Origin of the sequence: Paracoccus sp. J39, assembly GCF_000518925.1 — a bacterium.
In the GTDB taxonomy this organism is placed as follows: Bacteria; Pseudomonadota; Alphaproteobacteria; order Rhodobacterales; family Rhodobacteraceae; genus Paracoccus.
This window is the reverse complement of record NZ_JAEN01000012.1, coordinates 115,606-132,713: the sequence shown is the minus strand read 5'-3', so window position 1 is coordinate 132,713 and position 17,108 is coordinate 115,606. Positions and strand designations below refer to the sequence as shown.

Sequence of the window (17,108 nt, the reverse complement as noted above, 5' to 3'; positions counted from 1 at the left end):
AAGTCTGGCACGCCCGGCCGGCGAGGGAAAGACCGCGCATTCCGCTTGGCCTTTCCCGGCGTTCAAGGCGACAACCAATGCTCGCGCAGGCCGAAATCCTCGTCCAGCAGCACCAGATCGGCCGCGCGGCCGGGGGCCAGGGCGCCGTAGCGGTCCTGCAGGCCCAGCAGCGCCGCCGGGATGGCCGAGGCCATGCGCAGCGCCCGTTCCGGCGCGATGCCGACCTGATGGACCAGCACGCCGATGGCCTGGGGCAGCGTCAGGTCGGCCCCGGCCAGCGTGCCGTCGGCCAGGGTCAGCCGCCCGTCGCGGCGCAGCACCTTGCGGCCGCCCAGCTCCATCTCGGCCAGGTCGGTGCCGGCGAAGGCCATGCAATCGCTGACCAGGAAGATGCCCTCGGGCCGCGCCCCCAGCGCCAGCCGCATCACCGCCGGATGCACATGGATGCCGTCGGCGATCAGGCCGGCACCCGCATCGCCGGCCAGCACCGCGCCGGCCAGTCCCGGCGCGCGGTTGCCGATCTGGCTCATGGCGTTGAAGAGATGTGTGGCGCAGCGGGCGCCGGCGGCAAAGGCGGCCTGCGCCTCGTCATGGCTGCAATCGCTGTGGCCCAGGCTGACCACCGCCCCGGCCCCGGCCAGCGCCGCGATCTGCTGCGGGCTTGCCGCCTCGGGCGCCAGCGTCACCATCAGCGCCGGCAGCCGCCGCGCGGCGTCGCAAAGCCGGGCCAGATCATCGTCGGTCATCGGCCGGATCAGCGCCGGGTCATGCGCGCCCTTGCGGCGCGGGTCGAGATGCGGCCCCTCCAGATGCAGGCCCAGGAAGCCCGGCACCCCTGCCTCGGCCGCCGCGATCCCCAGCGCGATGACATGGGCGGTGGCCTCGGGCGTGTCGGTGATCAGCGTCGGCAGCACGCCGGCGGTGCCAAGCGCGCGATGTGCGGCGCAGATGCGGTGCAGCCCCCCCAGATCGGTCGTACCGTCCAGCATCAGCCCCCCGCCGCCGTTCACCTGCAAATCCAGGAAAGCCGGGGCGAGGATGCCCGACACCGCCCGCCGCCCCTCGGCCGGCGCCTCGGCCTCGGGCAGGATGGCGGCGATCTTGCCCGCCTCGACCACCAGCGCATGGCCGTCGAGGAAACGCGCGCCGTCGAAGATCCGCGCGCCGGTCAGGACCTCGCGCGCCATCACACCGTCTCCGTCACCTTGCGCAGATGCGGCGGCGTGTCCGGGTCGAAGCCGCGCCGCCGCGCCAGCCCCTCGATGAAGGCGTAGAAGCCGGCGATGGTCACCAGCGGTGCCACCAGCGGATGCAGGCCGGGAACCGAGGGAAGGGTGATGGCGCCGCCGACCTCGGTGCCAGTCACGAACACATCCGCGCCCTGGGCCGCCAGCCGCTCGGCCGTGGCCTTGAGCTGGGGCAGGGCGGCATCCTCGATCCCCAGCGCCAGCACCGGGAAGCCGGCCTGCACGATGGCGGCCGGGCCGTGCAGAACCTCGGCGGCGGAATAGGCCTCGGCATGGATGCCCGAGGTCTCCTTGAACTTCAGCGCCGATTCGCAGGCGATGGCGAAGCTGGGACCGCGGCCCAGCACGAAGGCCGAGCTGGCCCGCGCCAGCCGCGCCGACAAGGGCGACCAGTCCAGCCCCACGGCCTGCCCGAACGCTTCGGGCAGGGCGGCGACGGCATCCTGCAGGGCGTGATCCTCGCGCCATTCCGCCAAGAGCGACAGCCCGGCCAGCACCGAACAGACGAAGGTCTTGGTGGCGGCGACGCTTTTCTCCTCGCCCGCCTGCAGGGGCAGGCAATGGGCCGAGACCTGCGCCATCGGGCTGTCCTCGACATTGGTGATGGCGATGGACAGCGCCCCCCCTTGCCCCGAGGCGCGCATCATCTCGACCCCGTCCGGGCTGCGGCCGGATTGCGAGATGCCGATGCAGGCCGCCTTGCCCAGCCGCAGGGGCCGGCGATAGATCGAGGCGATGGAGGGGCCGACCGAGGCGACCGGCACCCCGGCCTCCAGCTCGATGGCGTATTTCAGATAGGTCGCGGCATGGTCCGACGACCCGCGCGCCACCGTCACCACCAGGTCGGGGTCCTTGCGGCGCAGGGCGCTGGCCGCGTCCGCCACCGCATCGCGCGAGCGTTCCAGGAATCGGGCGGCGGCTTCGGGGATCTCGGCCACTTCGCGCGCCATATGGGTCTGGCTCATCACGGGTTCCTTTCGCCTTCCGGGGCAAGTTTCAGTTCCACGGCGAAGTCATAGGCATCGCCGCGATAGAGCGAGCGGGTGAACTCGACCACCTTGCCCGAGGGCAGGTAGGAGATGCGTTCGATGCGCAGCCCGGCCACGCCGGGGCTGACGCCCAGCAGATCGGCGTCCTTGGCGTTCAGGTTCGCGGCCGAGATGCGCTGCACCGCCCGCACCGGCCGCATGCCGCGCGCTTCCAGCACCGCGTAAAGCGAGGCATCGACGCCTTCGGGATCGGGCAGGATCGCCTGCGACAGCGAGGCGCGCTCGATGGCCAGCGGCACCCCGTCCGAGCTGCGCACCCGTTCCAGCCGTGCCACCTTCTCGCCGACGCCCAGTCCCAGCGCCATCACCTCTTCGGGCGCCGGGGCGTGCAACCCGCGGGCGATCCAGCGGCTTTCGACGCTGCGGCCGCGCCGGGCCATGTCCTCGGTGAAGGAGGTCAGCAGCGACAGCGCCTGCTCCAGCTTCTCGACTTTCGGCGCCACGAAGGTGCCCGAGCCGCGCTTCTGCACCAGCTGCCCCGAGGCGACCAGCTCTGCCACCCCCTTGCGTACGGTGACGCGCGACAGGCCGGTCATCGCTGCCAGCTCGCGCTCGGACGGCAGGCTGTCGCCGGGTTGCAGCCGCCCCGAGGCGATGGCCTCGGCGATCAGCCGGTGCAATTGCAGGTAAAGCGGCCCGCCGCCGGTTTCCTCGAAGGCCTCGGGGGTGAACAGCTCGCCCATCACGCCTCCTGCCGGGCCAGATGCAGCGCCCCGTCGACGCCCGAGCCCCTGGGCGGCTGGATGGGCCATAGCCCCTGCAGGCGGGCGGCGTAATGCGGGCCCAGTCCGCCCAGGAACACCACCGGCAGGCCGCGGCCGGCTTGCAGCCTGTCGATCATGGCGCGGATCTCGGCCACGGCGGCGGCAAAGATGCGTTCGCCCGCCGGGTCGGTGCCGGCAATGATGCGCGGCGCGAATTGCGCGAATTCGGCCGGCCGGGCGCGGAAGCCGAAGGAGATCACCCCCTCGATCCCGCCCAGCTCGTCCAGCACCGCCTGCAGCAGCGGGGTCATCGGCGCGAAGCCGTCCTCGGCGCGCAGGGCCTCGGCCAGCAGCGCCCGGCCCAGCACCGCGCCGCTGCCCTCGTCGCCCAGGACGAAGCCGCGGCCGCCATATTGCCGCATCTCGCCGCCGATCTGCACCGCGAAGACCGAGCCGGTGCCCATGGCGGCGACGATGCCGTCCCCGCCCCCCAGCGCGCCGGTGGCGGCGGTCACCGCATCGGTGACGATGCGGGTGCGGCGAAAGGGCAGCATGGCCCGAAGGCTGCGGGCGGCGGCGGTGACATTGGCCCCGGCCAGCCCCAGCACGGCGGTCAGTTCGTCCAGATGGCCCTGTCCGGCGTCCTGAAGCGCGGCGCGGGCGGCGGCGAGGATATTGGCGCAGGCCCCCTCGGTCTCGACCGAGATATTGGCCGGCCCGGCCGCGCCCTGGCCGATGATCCGGCCCGCGCCGTCCGCGATGGCTGCGCGGCAGCCGGTCCCCCCTCCGTCTATGCCCAGGAAATATGACATGGCGACTCCCTTTGACTGCACGATACCAAAACAATACCAAAAGGGAAGAGCTATTTTCGGAAGCGCCATGAAACGCCAATTTTGGCGGATATTGAAGAAGGGTCTTTACAAGTGGTATTGTTTTGGCATTATCAACGGAACAGGGGGAATCACATGACCGCATCCGGCACCGAGGCAAGGCATCCGGCATCCGCAGGGCTTCACGCCCGCCCGGGCGGCGAGGTGCTGCGTGTCCTGCTGGACGCGCAGGTCGCGGCGCTGGGCGCGCTGCAGCCCGCGCTGCCCGCGCTGGAACGCGCAGCCGAGGCCGCAGCAGAGGCGCTGCGCCGGGGCGGCAAGCTCGGCTATGCCGGGGCCGGCTCCTCGGGGCTGATGGCGCTGGCGGATTGCCTGGAACTGGCCGGCACCTTCGGCATCGCGCCCGAGCGCACGCCGATGATGTTCGCCGGCGGGGCCGAGGCGCTTTTGCACCTGCAAGGCAGCGTCGAGGACGACCCGCAACTCGCGCTGGCCGACCTGGATCGTGCCGGGCTGGCGGCGGGGGATGTGCTTCTGTGCCTCTCGGCCTCGGGGCGGACGCCCTATGCGCTGGCGATCTGCGCGGCGGCGCAGGAACGGGGGGTGACCGTCGCCGGCCTCGCCCATGTGGCGGGCTCGGCCCTGCTGCAACGCGCCGATATCCCGGTGCTGATCGAGACGGGGGCCGAGGTGGTTTCCGGCTCGACCCGCATGGGGGCGGCCACGGCGCAGAAGGTGGCGCTGAACATGCTCTCGGTGCTGGTGGCGATCCGGCTGGGCCATGTCCATGACGGCTACATGGTCAACCTGGTGGCCGACAACATCAAGCTGGTGGACCGCGCTGCCCGCATCGTCGCCGCCGTCGCGGGGGTCGGGCGCGAGGCGGCCGAGGCGGCGCTGTCGCACACCGGCGGCGCGGTCAAGCCCGCCATCCTGGTCGCGCGCGGCATGGCGCCCGACATGGCCCGGGCGCGGCTGGCCGAAACCGGGGGCCTGCTGGCCCCGCTGATCTGATTGCAACCAGAGGGTCCGCGAGAGACCCGATGCCGAAGGGAGAAGACCATGACCAAGACCATCCGCCTGGCGCTGCTGGCCAGCACATTGCTGGGCAGCGCCGCCTGGGCCCAGGACGTGACGCTGACCATCGAAAGCTGGCGCAACGACGACCTCGCCATCTGGCAGGAAAAGATCATCCCGGCCTTCGAGGCGGCCAATCCCGGCATCAAGATCAATTTCGCGCCCTCGGCGCCGCCGGAATACAACGCGGTGCTGAATTCCAAGCTGGATGCGGGCTCGGCCGGCGACCTGATCACCTGCCGGCCCTTCGATGCCTCGCTGGAGCTGTTCAAGAAGGGCAAGCTGGCCGATCTGAGCGACCTGGCGGCGATGGCGAATTTCTCGGACGTGGCGAAATCGGCCTGGCAGACCGATGACGGCGCCCAGACCTTCTGCGTGCCGATGGCCTCGGTGATCCATGGCTTCATCTACAACAAGACCGCCTTCGACGAGCTGGGCCTGACCCCGCCCAAGACCGAGGCGGAGTTCTTTGCCCTGCTCGACAAGATCAAGGAAGACGGCAGCTATATCCCGATGGCCATGGGCACCGCCGACCAGTGGGAGGCCGCGACCATGGGCTACCAGAACATCGGCCCGACCTACTGGAAAGGCGAGGAAGGCCGCAAGGCGCTGATCGAGGGCACGCAAAAGCTGACCGACGAGCCTTGGGTCGCGCCCTTCCGCCAGCTGGCGAAATGGAAGGACTATCTGGGCGACGGGTTCGAGGCGCAGACCTATCCCGACAGCCAGAACCTGTTCACCCTGGGCCGCGCCGCCATCTATCCGGCCGGGTCCTGGGAAATCGGCGTCTTCGGCCCGCAGATCGGCGGCGCCTTCGAGATGGGCGCGTTTCCGCCCCCCGTCCCGGCCGAGGGCGACACCTGCTATATCAGCGACCATACCGATATCGCGCTGGGGATGAATGCCGCGACGAAGCATCCGGAAGAGGCGCGGAAATTCCTGGAATGGGTCGGCTCGTCGGAATTCGCCGCGCTTTACGCCAATGCGCTGCCGGGCTTTTTCTCGCTGAATTCGGCCCCGGTCGAGATGGAAGATCCGCTGGCGAAGGAATTCGTCGGCTGGCGCGAAAGCTGCGAGCCGACCATCCGCTCGACCTACCAGATCCTGTCGCGCGGCACGCCGAACCTGGAGAACGAGACCTGGACCGCCTCGGCCAATGTCATCACCGGCGCCGAGACGCCCGAGGCCGCGGCCGAGCGGCTGCAGCAGGGCCTGGCCTCGTGGTACGCGCCGCAGCAGAAGTGACGGCCTGCCGGGCCTGACGGCCCGAAGTGAATGCTGGCCGGGCCTGACGGCCCGGCGGCGGGGGGCCTTCCGCCCCCCCCGAGGGTATTTTCAAACAGAGAAGGAGGGCGTCATGGCGCAGCGGAAAGCGTTTCGCTGGCATATCGCGGTGTTTCTTGCCCCCGCGGTACTGGTCTATACCGCCATCATGATCGTTCCGCTGTTCGGGACGCTGAACCTGTCGCTGTTCAACATCGGCGAGGAGGGGCGGGTCTTTGTGGGTCTGCGGAACTTCGCCACGCTGTTCGGCGATCCGCGCTGGTCTGCGAGCTTCTGGAACGCGCTCGGCAACAACGCCTGGTTCTTCCTGGTGCACATGCTGGTGCAGAACCCGGTCGGCGTGGCGCTGGCGGCGCTGCTGAGCTCGCCGCGGCTGCGGGGGGCGGCGTTCTATCGCACCGCCATCTTCATCCCGACCATCCTGAGCTTCGTGATCGTCGGCTTCGTCTGGAAGCTGATCCTGTCGCCGATCTGGGGCATCGCGCCGGGGATGCTGGACGCCGTCGGGCTGAAGTCGCTGTTCGCGCCCTGGCTGGGCCGCGAGGGCACGGCGCTGACCACGCTGGCGCTGATCTCGGTCTGGCAGTTCGTCGGCATCCCGATGATGCTGATCTATGCCGCGCTGCTGTCGATCCCCGACGAGGTGATCGAGGCGGCCGAGATCGACGGCGTCACCGGCTGGTCGCAGTTCTGGAAGATCAAGCTGCCGCTGATCCTGCCCTCGATCGGCATCATCTCGATCCTGACCTTCGTCGGCAATTTCAACGCCTTCGACCTGATCTATGTGACGCAAGGCGCGCTGGCCGGGCCGAATTTCTCGACCGACATTCTGGGGACGTTTCTTTACCGGACCTTCTTCGGCTTCCAGCTGCAGATCGGCGACCCGCATATGGGCGCGACCATCGCCACCGCCATGTTCGGCATCATCCTGCTGGGCGTCGGCTTCTACCTGTTCGCCATCCAGCGCCGGCTGCGCCGCTATCAGTTCTGAGGGGAGAGCCATGAGCCAAGCCCGCCATTCCACCGCCCGCAGCCTGGCCGCCCATGCCGTGCTGATCCTTTACACGGTGATCGCGCTGTTCCCGGTCTTCGTCGTGGTCATCAACAGCTTCAAGAACCGCCGGGCGATATTCGCCGATCCGCTGGCCGTGCCGACGCCGGAAAGCTTCGACCTGATCGGCTATCGCACGGTGCTGGCGCAGGGGGATTTCGTCCTTTATTTCCAGAACTCGCTGATCGTGACCGTGGCCAGCCTGTTCTTCGTGCTGCTGTTCGGCGCCATGGCGGCCTTCGCGCTGTCGGAATACCGCTTTCGCGGCAACATGCTGATGGGGTTGTACCTCGCGCTGGGGATCATGATCCCGATCCGGCTGGGCACCGTCGCCATCCTGCAGATGATGGTGGCCTCCGGGCTGGTGAACACGCTGACGGCGCTGGTGCTGGTCTATACCGCGCAGGGGCTGCCGCTGGCGGTGTTCATCCTGTCCGAGTTCATGCGCGGCGTCTCGGACGATCTGAAGAATGCCGGGCGCATCGACGGGCTGTCGGAATACACCATCTTCTTCCGGCTGGTGCTGCCGCTGGTGCGGCCGGCCATGGCCACCGTCGCCGTCTTCACCATGATCCCGATCTGGAACGACCTGTGGTTCCCGCTGATCCTGGCGCCCAGCGAGGCGACCAAGACCGTCACCCTGGGCAGCCAGGTCTTCATCGGCCAGTTCGTCACCAACTGGAACGCCGTGCTGGCGGCGCTGAGCCTCGCCATCCTGCCGGTGCTGGTGCTTTACCTGATCTTCTCGCGCCAGCTGATCCGCGGCATCACCGCCGGCGCCGTCAAATGATCCGTCTTGCAGCAAGGAGATCCCGATGGGAGCCCTGACCCTTACCCAAGTCACCAAGTCCTTCGGCGCCACCCAGGTCATCAAGGGCGTCGACCTGAATGTCGAGGATGGCGAGTTCTGCGTCTTCGTCGGCCCCTCGGGCTGCGGCAAGTCCACGCTTCTGCGCATGATCGCCGGGCTCGAGGATGTGACCTCGGGCGACGTGACCATCGACGGCGCGCGCGTGAACGACCTGGCCCCGGCCCGGCGCGAGATCGCCATGGTGTTCCAGAGCTATGCGCTTTATCCGCACCTGACCGTGCGCGACAACATGGGGCTGGCGCTGAAGCAGGCCGGCACGCCCCGCGCGCAGATCGAGGCGGCGACCGGGAAGGCGGCCGAGATGCTGGCGCTGGACCATCTGCTGGAGCGGCGTCCGGCCGAGCTGTCGGGCGGCCAGCGCCAGCGCGTCGCCATCGGCCGCGCCATCGTGCGGCGGCCCAAGCTGTTTTTGTTCGACGAGCCGCTGTCGAACCTCGACGCCGCGCTGCGCGTGCAGACCCGGATCGAGATCGCCCGGCTGCATCGCGAGCTGGGCGCGACGATGATCTATGTCACCCATGACCAGGTCGAGGCGATGACGCTCGCTGACAAGATCGTCGTCCTGCGCGGCGGCGTGGTCGAGCAGGTGGGCCGGCCGATGGACCTGTATAACGACCCCGACAACACCTTCGTCGCCGGCTTCATCGGCAGCCCGCAGATGAATTTCCTGGATGCCGGCAAGCTGGGCCTGCGCTCGGACAGGCTGGGCATCCGCCCCGAGCATCTGGTGCCCGGCGGCGGGCAGATCAGCGGCCGCGTCAGCCATGTCGAGAAGCTGGGCGGCGAGACGCTGGTCTATCTTTCCTCGGAGGACCACGGCCTCTTGACCGTGCGGCTGTTCGGCGAGCAGGACTATGCCGTGGACGAGGTGGTGGGCCTGGGCTTCGAGCCGAACCGCGCCTTTCATTTCGACGCCGAGGGCCGGCGGCTGCGCTAGATCACTGTGCTAGATCACCAGGACGCCGGAATGCTTGGCCTTGTGCTCCGGCTCGACATGGATGGTGATCAGCGCCTCGGGCAGCTTGCGCTTCAGCGCCTGCTCGATGCGGTCGCAGATGTCGTGGGCGGCATCGACGGTCGTCTGGCCGTCCACCACCAGGTGGAAGTCGATGAAGGTGCGCGGTCCGGCATGGCGGGTGCGCAGGTCATGCGCCTCGATGGCGCCGGTGGCGGCGTCCGAGATGGTGGCGCGGATATCGGCCAGCGTGTCCTCGGACACCGCCTCGTCCATCAGACCCGAGAGCGAGCTGGTCATCACCTTCCAGCCCGACCACAGGATGTTCAGCGCGACCAGCGCCGCCAGCGCCGGGTCCAGCACCGCCCAGCCGGTCACGACTGCCAGCGCCACCCCGGCCACCACGCCCACCGACGAGATCACGTCCGACAGCAGGTGACGCCCGTCCGCGACCAGCGCCGGCGATTTCAGCCGGCGCCCGCGGCTGACCAGCACCCAGCACCACAGCCCGTTCAGCACGCTGGCCAGGCCGTTGACCAGCAGCCCCTCCAGCGGCGCATCCAGCATGCGCGGGTTCTGGAAGCCGTGATACGCCTCGCGCAGGATCAGAAGCGCGGCGACGATGATCATCACCCCCTCCAGCACGGCGCTGAAGAATTCCGCCTTGTGATGGCCATAGGGGTGGTCCCGGTCGGCGGGCTTGGCGGCGACGCGGATGGCGATCAGCGCGGCGACGGCGGTGGCGACGTTCACCGTGCTTTCCAGCGCGTCCGAAAGCAGCGCGACCGAGCCGGTCAGCCACCAGGCGAAGCTCTTGAGCGCCAGCACGACCAGGCCGACAAGGATGCTGCCGAGGGCGATCTTTTCGGTCGCGGACATGGGCGCTTCCTTTTCCGAATCCGTCGCGCGGGGGTTTAGCCGCGATTGCGAGGCGGGCCAACCGCCATCGCGGAAAAAGGCCGCATCATGGCGGTGCGGGGCCGGTCCAGCGGCGCAGCCCGGCAATCGCCGCCGATCCCCCGCCGCAGGAGCCGCGATTCATCGTCCCGAAACGAAACGGGGGCCGAAAGGGCCCCCGCTGTCGTCATCCGCGCTGCGTTTACTCTGCCGGCACCGCCGCCAGATCCTCGACCGGGGCGATGGGATGCTTCAGATGCGGCAGCATCTCCTTGGGGCAGACCTGCAGGAAGTTCAGCTTCTCCTCCTCCCAGTTCTGCAGGATCTCCTCGGCCCGGCGCGAGCGGGTTTCCTGGTGGTGCCGCTCGATCAGGCCCTTGAGCTCCGCTTCCCAATGCGCCTGCGTCACCGGGCACAGGACCAGCGTTTCGGCATTGATGTAGTCGCGCGCCACGCCCTCGGGGTCGTAGAGATAGGCCATGCCCCCGGTCATGCCGGCGCCGAAATTGGCGCCGATCCGGCCCAGGATCACGGCGACGCCGCCGGTCATGTATTCGCAGCCGTTGCTGCCGCAGCCCTCGATCACCACCTTGGCGCCCGAGTTGCGGACGGCAAACCGCTCGCCCGCGCGGCCGGCCGCGAAAAGATGGCCGTCGGTGGCGCCGTAAAGCACGGTATTGCCGATGATGGTGTTCTCGGCCGCGTTCAGCGGGCTGCCCATCGGCGGCCGCACCACGATGGTGCCGCCCGAAAGCCCCTTGCCGACATAGTCGTTGGCATCGCCCGAGACCTCGATCTTCAGCCCGGGCGCGGCGAAGGCGCCCAGCGATTGCCCGGCCGAGCCGGTCAGGCGCACGGTCAGGTGATCGGGCTGCAGCGTGTTGCGCATGCCGAAAGTCTGCACGATCATCGAGCTCGTCCGCGTGCCCACCGTCCGCTGGGTGTTCCTGACCGCATAGGACAGCTGCATCTTCTCGCCATCCGAGAAGAAGCGGCCGGCATCGCGGATGATCTCGGCGTCCAGCGTGTCGGGCACGGCGTTGCGCGGCTTCGAGCGGTCGTAGACGATCTTGTCCGAACCATCGACGGTGATGAGCAGCGGGTTCAGGTCCAGGTCGTCCAGCGACTTGTCGCCCCGGCTGACCTGGGTCAGCAGATCGGCGCGGCCGATGATCTCGTCCAGCGAACGCGCGCCGATCAGGGCCAGGATCTCGCGCACCTCGGTGGCGTAGAAGGTGATCAGGTTCACCACCTTGTCGGCCGAGCCGTTGAACATCGCCCGCAGCTTCTCGTCCTGGGTGCAGACGCCGACCGGGCAGGTGTTCGACTGGCACTGGCGCACCATGATGCAGCCCATGGCGATCAGCGCGGCGGTGCCGATGCCGAATTCCTCGGCCCCCATCATCGCCGCCATGACGATGTCGCGGCCGGTCCGCAACCCGCCGTCGGTGCGCAGCGTGACGCGGTCGCGCAGCCGGTTCATCGCCAGCACCTGATGCGCCTCGGTCAGGCCCATCTCCCACGGCAGGCCGGCGAACTTGATCGAGGTCGCCGGGCTGGCCCCGGTGCCGCCATTGTGCCCCGAGATCAGGATCACGTCGGCCTTGGCCTTGGCCACGCCCGCCGCGATGGTGCCGACACCCGAGGAGGCCACCAGCTTCACGGTGATCTTGGCGCGCGGGTTGATCTGCTTGAGGTCATAGATCAGCTGCGCAAGGTCTTCGATCGAATAGATGTCGTGATGCGGCGGGGGCGAGATCAGCGTCACGCCCTTGGTCGAATGCCGCAGCCGGGCGATCAGGTCGGTGACCTTCATGCCCGGAAGCTGGCCGCCCTCGCCGGGCTTGGCCCCTTGCGCGACCTTGATCTCCAGCTCCTCGCAGGCGTTCAGGTATTCGGCGGTGACGCCGAAGCGGCCCGAGGCGACCTGCTTGATCTTGGCGCAGGGGTTGTCACCATTCGGCAGCGGGTGGCTGTGCGCCGGGTCCTCGCCGCCCTCGCCCGAGTCGGACTTGGCGCCGATGCGGTTCATGGCGATGTTCAGCGTCATATGCGCCTCGGGCGACAAGGCCCCCAGCGACATGCCCGGCGTCACGAAGCGCTTGCGGATCGAGGTGATCGATTCCACCTCCTCCAGCGGCACCGGCTTGCCCAGCGGCTTGATGTCCAGCAGGTCGCGGATATGGATCGGCGGGTTCGCCCGCATCGTGGCGGTGAACTGCTTCCAGATGTCGTAGGACGCCCTTTCGCAGGCCAGCTGCAACAGCCGCATGGTATTGGCTTCCCAGGCGTGCTTTTCGCCCGAGCGACGCGCCTTGTAGAAGCCGCCCACCGGCAGCAGATCGACCAGCGGCGCGCGGAAGCCCTTGGCATGGGCTTCCTCCAGCTTGGCCTGCAGCCCGTGCAGCCCGATGCCCGAGATGCGCGACTGCATGCCGGGGAAATATTCCGCCACCATGGCGCGGGAAAGCCCCACCGCCTCGAAGTTCAGCCCGCCGCGATAGGAGGACAGGACCGAAATCCCCATCTTGGCCATGATCTTCAGCAGCCCGGCGTCGATGGCCTCGCGGTAGCGGGTCATGATGTCGATCAGGTTGCCGTCCAGCAGCCCGCGCTCGATGCGCTCGGCCAGGGTGTCCTGCGCCAGATAGGGGTTCACCGTGGTCGCGCCGCAGCCGATCAGCACCGCGAAATCATGCGGGTCCACGCATTCCGAGGCCCGCACGTTCAGCGAGCAGAAGGTCCGCAGCCCCTTGCGGGTCAGCCAGCTGTGCACGGCGCTGGTCGCCAGGATCATCGGCACGCCGATGCGGTCGGCCGAGATGCCCTCGTCGGTCAGGATAATGTGGCCGTTGCCGGACCGCACGGCATCCTCGGCCTCGGCGCGGATGCGCGCCAGCGCCTCGGCCAGGGCGTCCGGCCCGCCATCGACGGCGAAGGTGCAATCGATCTGCGTCGCCTGGCCCTCGAACATGCGGGTCAGCTCCTCGAACTCGCCATTGGCGAGGAAGGGGCTTTCCAGCATGGTGATCTCGGCATGGGTCGAGCTTTCCTCAAGCACGTTCTTGAGGTTGCCGAAGCGGGTGCGCAGGCTCATCACCCGGCTTTCGCGCAAGGAGTCGATGGGCGGGTTCGTCACCTGGCTGAAGTTCTGCCGGAAGTAATGCGACAGCGGCCGGAACTGGCGCGACAGCACCGCGGGCGGCGTGTCGTCGCCCATCGAGGCCAGCGCCTCCTTGGCGTCCTCGGCCATCGGCACCAGCATCTGCTCGACCAGCTCGACGGTATAGCCGACCGCGATCTGGCGGCGGTGCAGTTCTTCGCCGGCGTAAAGCGCGGTCTCGGGCAGCTTCGCCATCAGTTCCGAGGGCTGCACCACCTTTTCCACCCAGTCGCCGAAGGGCTGGCTGGCGGCCAGATGGTCCTTGATCTCGCGGTCGTGGTAAAGCTTGCCCTCGGCCATATCGACGGCGATCATCTGGCCCGGACCCAGCGCGCCCTTTTCGCACACGGTGGTTTCGTCGACCGGGACCATGCCGGCCTCGGACCCGGCGATCAGCAGGTTGTCGCCGGTCACGACATAGCGCAGCGGCCGCAACCCGTTGCGGTCCAGCCCGCCGCAGACCCAGCGCCCGTCGGTCATCGCCAGCGCGGCGGGACCGTCCCAGGGCTCCATGATCGAGTTGCAATAGGCATACATGTCCGCCCAGGCCTTGGGCATGTCGGTGGTGGCCTTGGACCAGGCTTCCGGCACCAGGATGGTCTTGGTCATCGGCGCGTTGCGGCCAGAGCGCACCAGCACCTCGAACACCGCGTCCAGCGCCGCCGAGTCGGACGAGCCGCCGGGGATGATCGGCTTGATGTCTTCGGCCATCTCGCCGAAGGTCCGCGAGGCCATGCGGATCTCGTGGCTGCGCATCCAGTTCGAGTTGCCCTTGAGCGTGTTGATCTCGCCGTTATGGGCCAGCATGCGGAAGGGCTGCGCCAGCCACCATTGCGGGAAGGTGTTGGTCGAATAACGCTGGTGATAGATCGCGAAGGCGCTCTCGAAGCGTTCGTCCTTGAGGTCGGGATAGAATTCGGCCACCTGCTCGGCCAGCATCATGCCCTTGTAGATGATGCTGCGGCACGACAGCGTGCAGATATACATGCCGGCGATCTGCGCCGCCACCGCCGCCTTCTCGATCCGGCGGCGGATGATGTAGAGCTCGCGCTCGAACTGCTCGTCGTCGATGTCCTTGTCGCAGCGGATCAGGATCTGCTCGATTTCGGGGCGGGTGGCGTTGGCCTTTTCGCCCAGGACCGCGGTGTTCACCGGCACGTGCCGCCAGCCATAGATGTAATGGCCCATGCGCAGCACTTCGGATTCCACGATGGTCCGGCAGCGTTCCTGCGCGGCGAAATCGGTGCGCGGCAGGAACACCTGGCCCACGGCGATCAGCTTGTCATGGTCGGGCTCGTGCCCGGTGCGGCGGACCTGGTCGTAGAAGAAGGGCACCGGGATCTGCACGTGGATGCCGGCGCCGTCGCCGGTCTTGCCGTCCGCGTCCACGGCGCCGCGATGCCAGATCGCCTTCAGCGCGTTGATGCCGCTTTCCACCACCTTGCGGCTGGCCTTGCCGTCGATGCTGACGACCAGGCCGACGCCGCAGGACGAATGCTCGTCCTCGGCACGGTAGAGCGAATGTTCCGCCATCCAGTCGCGGCGGGCCTGTTCCTGCTGTTCCCAGCTCATCTGTTCACAGTCCATCACGTCCGTGCCTCCTTCATAAGCTGCCACAGGATGCCGGCGCCTTCGCCGCCCACCATCTGCAGGTCGCAATCATATTCCGGCGTGGTCGAGCCGAAGCCGGGCTGCCCCGGGAACGAGAACGTCACCGGGCTGTCGTTGGTCTGCTGCACGGCGCCGGTCCAGTCCTCGGAGGTCTCGACGCCGCCATAGAACCGCCCTTGCGCGCGGCTGACGAATTGCTGGCCCCGGCGCCGGATCAGCACCTGGCCGGATTCGCTGTAGGTGGTCAGCTCGAAGCGCGTGACCTCCAGCGACACGCCGCCGATCTGCACCGTCTCGCCGGTCAGCTCGTCCTGGCCGACATGGCGCAGCCGCTCGCCGCTGTTCGAGCGGGTCCAGAAGTCGAAATCGTCCCGGCCCGTGTCCAGCAGCGTGCTGAACGAGGCATGGTCCTCGGCCTCGTCCTCCAGCACGTCGGTCAGGCCGCTGCGCAGGTCGGTGCTTTCCATCCAGCGCGTCTCGCGGTCGATGCGCGACTGGAAGGTCGGGCCCTCGGCGGTGAAATAGGTCACCCACTGGTCGCCCGGCGCATCGGCGCTGCACCGATAATGCTGCGAGACGCTGCAGCCGCGGTTCTGCACCGTCACCTCGAGCTTGCAGCCCGAGGGCGGGGTGAAATTCGCCGCGGCGGCAGGCAGCGGCAGAAAGGTCAGCAAGGTTGCCATTCCTGCCGCCAGCGCCGCGCGGCGCGTTGTGGGATTGATGCTTGGTCCAGACGCCATGGCCACACCCCTATTCGGCGGCGACGCGGGCGGCGCCCGAAAGATAGCCGGCGATGCTGTCGGCAGCCTCGCGGCCGTCGCGGATCGCCCAGACCACCAGCGAGGCGCCGCGCACGATGTCGCCCACGGCAAAGACGCCGGGCAGGCTGGTCTGATGCGTCTGGTAATCGGCCTTGATCGTGCCCCAGCGCGTCACTTCCAGCCCCTCGACGCCCCAGAGCCGCGGCAGTTCCTCGGGCTCGAAGCCCAGGGCCTTGATGACCAGCTCGGCCGGCTCGTCGTAATCGGCGCCCTCGATCAGTTCGGGCGACTGCCGGCCCGAGACGTCCGGCGCGCCCAGCCGCATCTTCTGCACCCGCACGGCGCTGATGGTCGGGATGTCGCCGGTATCGTCCACGTCGCGTTCCTGCGCCACCATCGCCTCGCCGGTGACATGGCCGGTGAATGCGCCGGGGGCCGAGAGCCAGACGAATTCGACGCCCTCCTCCTCGGCGTTCTGCACCTCGCGCTGGCTGCCCGGCATGTTGGCGCGGTCGCGGCGATACAGGCATTTCACCGATTGCGCGCCCTGGCGGATGGCGGTGCGCACGCAATCCATGGCGGTGTCGCCGCCGCCGATGACCACGACGCGCTTGCCCTTGGCGTTCAGCTCGCCATCCTCGTAATCGGGGATCTCGTCGCCCAGATCGACCCGGTTCGAGGCGGTCAGGTAGTCCAGCGCCCGCACCACGCCCTTGGCGGCGGCATTGTCGATGTCCAGGTCGCGGGTCTTGTAGACGCCGGTCGCGATCAGCACCGCGTCATGCTTGCCGCGGATGGCGTCGAAGCTGATATCCTCGCCGACATTGATGTTCAGCACGAAATCCACGCCGCCCTCGGCCAGTTGCCGGGTGCGCCGCTCGACCACCTGCTTTTCCAGCTTGAAACCGGGAATGCCATAGATCAGCAGCCCGCCGGCGCGGTCGTGGCGGTCGTAGACCGTGACCTGGAAGCCCATGCGGCGCAGCCGGTCTGCGGCGGCAAGGCCGCCCGGGCCGGCGCCGATGATGCCGATGGATTCCGGGCGCTCCTGCATGGGGACGACGGGGGCGACCCAGCCCTCTTCCCAGGCGGTGTCGGTGATGTATTTCTCGATGGCGCCGATGGTGACGGTGCCGTGGCCGGACTGTTCGATGACGCAATTGCCTTCGCACAGCCGGTCCTGCGGGCAGATGCGGCCGCAGATCTCGGGGAAGGTGTTGGTTTCCTGGCTGCGCAGATAGGCCTCCTGCACGCGGCCCTCGGCGGTCAGGCGCAGCCAGTCGGGGATGTTGTTGTGCAGCGGGCAATGGCTCTGGCAATAGGGCACGCCGCATTGGCTGCAGCGGCTGGCCTGTTCCTTGGCCTTGGCCTCGGCGAATTCGCGATAGATCTCGTGAAAGTCTTCCGAGCGGGATGCCGCGTCACGTTTCTCGGGCATCTCGCGCCCGATGGTGACGAATTTGAGCATCTTCTGCGTGGCCATGGCTGCGCGTCCTTCGATGACGAGGGTGTTCACAGCCTGATAAGTCAGGCCGCCGCCAAAGAAAAGTCAGCAGAGTTGACCTAATTAACGATTTCCAGCTCTTGCGTTAAAAAATCCATGCTGCA

General features: G+C 68.2%; 13 protein-coding genes. 5 read left to right on the top strand and 8 right to left on the bottom strand.

Annotated elements, in window-relative coordinates:
• Window positions 1-62: 62 nt before the first annotated feature.
• Genes nagA through L632_RS0113480 form a run of 4 tightly spaced genes read right to left on the bottom strand, consistent with a single transcriptional unit; the run spans window position 63 to window position 3,812 of the window.
• The gene (gene nagA, locus L632_RS0113495) at window positions 63-1,187 is read right to left on the bottom strand and encodes an N-acetylglucosamine-6-phosphate deacetylase (protein WP_028713147.1); all 1,125 of its coding nucleotides are present in this window, start codon (window positions 1,185-1,187) and stop codon (window positions 63-65) included.
• Window positions 1,187-2,212, bottom strand: coding sequence for an SIS domain-containing protein (locus L632_RS0113490; protein ID WP_028713146.1), 1,026 nt, complete (start codon window positions 2,210-2,212; stop codon window positions 1,187-1,189). Before L632_RS0113490 ends, nagA begins: the two co-directional genes overlap by 1 nt.
• A complete protein-coding gene (locus L632_RS0113485; RefSeq protein ID WP_036698233.1) occupies window positions 2,212-2,979 on the bottom strand; it encodes a GntR family transcriptional regulator in 768 nt (255 codons plus the stop codon). The genes L632_RS0113490 and L632_RS0113485 overlap by 1 nt, the downstream gene beginning before the upstream one ends.
• Window positions 2,979-3,812: a BadF/BadG/BcrA/BcrD ATPase family protein gene (locus L632_RS0113480; protein WP_028713144.1), complete on the bottom strand. Its 834-nt coding sequence runs from the start codon at window positions 3,810-3,812 to the stop codon at window positions 2,979-2,981. Before L632_RS0113480 ends, L632_RS0113485 begins: the two co-directional genes overlap by 1 nt.
• 153 nt (window positions 3,813-3,965) lie before the next feature.
• Here L632_RS0113480 and L632_RS0113475 point away from each other — a divergent pair, with 153 nt between their 5' ends.
• The 5 genes from L632_RS0113475 to L632_RS0113455 all read left to right on the top strand — a co-directional run bounded on the left by L632_RS0113475 (window position 3,966) and on the right by L632_RS0113455 (window position 9,050).
• Window positions 3,966-4,844: an N-acetylmuramic acid 6-phosphate etherase gene (locus L632_RS0113475; protein WP_028713143.1), complete on the top strand. Its 879-nt coding sequence runs from the start codon at window positions 3,966-3,968 to the stop codon at window positions 4,842-4,844.
• Window positions 4,845-4,892: 48 nt separating this feature from the next.
• Window positions 4,893-6,152: an ABC transporter substrate-binding protein gene (locus L632_RS0113470; RefSeq protein ID WP_028713142.1), complete on the top strand. Its 1,260-nt coding sequence runs from the start codon at window positions 4,893-4,895 to the stop codon at window positions 6,150-6,152.
• A gap of 112 nt (window positions 6,153-6,264) precedes the next feature.
• Window positions 6,265-7,182 carry a carbohydrate ABC transporter permease gene (locus tag L632_RS0113465; protein ID WP_028716956.1) on the top strand — a complete coding sequence of 306 codons (918 nt, stop codon included), beginning with the start codon at window positions 6,265-6,267 and terminating at the stop codon, window positions 7,180-7,182.
• A 10-nt stretch (window positions 7,183-7,192) separates the two neighbouring features.
• The gene (locus tag L632_RS0113460; RefSeq protein ID WP_028713140.1) at window positions 7,193-8,032 is read left to right on the top strand and encodes a carbohydrate ABC transporter permease; all 840 of its coding nucleotides are present in this window, start codon (window positions 7,193-7,195) and stop codon (window positions 8,030-8,032) included.
• A 25-nt stretch (window positions 8,033-8,057) separates the two neighbouring features.
• Entirely contained in the window at window positions 8,058-9,050 is a 993-nt protein-coding gene (locus L632_RS0113455) for an ABC transporter ATP-binding protein (RefSeq protein WP_028713139.1), read from the top strand.
• A 9-nt stretch (window positions 9,051-9,059) separates the two neighbouring features.
• Here the strand turns inward: L632_RS0113455 and L632_RS0113450 are convergent, their stop codons facing one another.
• The 4 genes from L632_RS0113450 to L632_RS0113435 all read right to left on the bottom strand — a co-directional run bounded on the left by L632_RS0113450 (window position 9,060) and on the right by L632_RS0113435 (window position 16,983).
• Window positions 9,060-9,947 (bottom strand): cation diffusion facilitator family transporter, encoded by an 888-nt coding sequence (locus tag L632_RS0113450; protein WP_028713138.1) that lies wholly within the window; start codon window positions 9,945-9,947, stop codon window positions 9,060-9,062.
• A gap of 220 nt (window positions 9,948-10,167) precedes the next feature.
• Window positions 10,168-14,715: a glutamate synthase large subunit gene (gene gltB, locus L632_RS0113445; protein ID WP_028716955.1), complete on the bottom strand. Its 4,548-nt coding sequence runs from the start codon at window positions 14,713-14,715 to the stop codon at window positions 10,168-10,170.
• Window positions 14,715-15,422 (bottom strand): hypothetical protein, encoded by a 708-nt coding sequence (locus L632_RS0113440; protein WP_232220979.1) that lies wholly within the window; start codon window positions 15,420-15,422, stop codon window positions 14,715-14,717. Before L632_RS0113440 ends, gltB begins: the two co-directional genes overlap by 1 nt.
• A gap of 67 nt (window positions 15,423-15,489) precedes the next feature.
• Window positions 15,490-16,983: an NAD(P)-dependent oxidoreductase gene (locus L632_RS0113435; protein WP_028713135.1), complete on the bottom strand. Its 1,494-nt coding sequence runs from the start codon at window positions 16,981-16,983 to the stop codon at window positions 15,490-15,492.
• Between the last annotated feature and the right edge of the window lie 125 nt (window positions 16,984-17,108).

Bases quoted from the DNA above. Each gene is read 5' to 3' on its own strand.
- L632_RS0113490 (WP_028713146.1), bottom strand. From the start codon at position 2,212: ATGAGCCAGACCCATATGGCGCGCGAAGTGGCCGAGATCCCCGAAGCC.
- L632_RS0113450 (WP_028713138.1), bottom strand. From the start codon at position 9,947: ATGTCCGCGACCGAAAAGATCGCCCTCGGCAGCATCCTTGTCGGCCTG.
- L632_RS0113485 (WP_036698233.1), bottom strand. From the start codon at position 2,979: ATGGGCGAGCTGTTCACCCCCGAGGCCTTCGAGGAAACCGGCGGCGGG.
- L632_RS0113475 (WP_028713143.1), top strand. From the start codon at position 3,966: ATGACCGCATCCGGCACCGAGGCAAGGCATCCGGCATCCGCAGGGCTT.
- L632_RS0113465 (WP_028716956.1), top strand. From the start codon at position 6,265: ATGGCGCAGCGGAAAGCGTTTCGCTGGCATATCGCGGTGTTTCTTGCC.
- L632_RS0113460 (WP_028713140.1), top strand. From the start codon at position 7,193: ATGAGCCAAGCCCGCCATTCCACCGCCCGCAGCCTGGCCGCCCATGCC.
- gltB (WP_028716955.1), bottom strand. From the start codon at position 14,715: ATGGACTGTGAACAGATGAGCTGGGAACAGCAGGAACAGGCCCGCCGC.
- L632_RS0113470 (WP_028713142.1), top strand. From the start codon at position 4,893: ATGACCAAGACCATCCGCCTGGCGCTGCTGGCCAGCACATTGCTGGGC.
- L632_RS0113480 (WP_028713144.1), bottom strand. From the start codon at position 3,812: ATGTCATATTTCCTGGGCATAGACGGAGGGGGGACCGGCTGCCGCGCA.
- L632_RS0113435 (WP_028713135.1), bottom strand. From the start codon at position 16,983: ATGGCCACGCAGAAGATGCTCAAATTCGTCACCATCGGGCGCGAGATG.
- L632_RS0113440 (WP_232220979.1), bottom strand. From the start codon at position 15,422: ATGGCAACCTTGCTGACCTTTCTGCCGCTGCCTGCCGCCGCGGCGAAT.
- L632_RS0113455 (WP_028713139.1), top strand. From the start codon at position 8,058: ATGGGAGCCCTGACCCTTACCCAAGTCACCAAGTCCTTCGGCGCCACC.
- nagA (WP_028713147.1), bottom strand. From the start codon at position 1,187: ATGGCGCGCGAGGTCCTGACCGGCGCGCGGATCTTCGACGGCGCGCGT.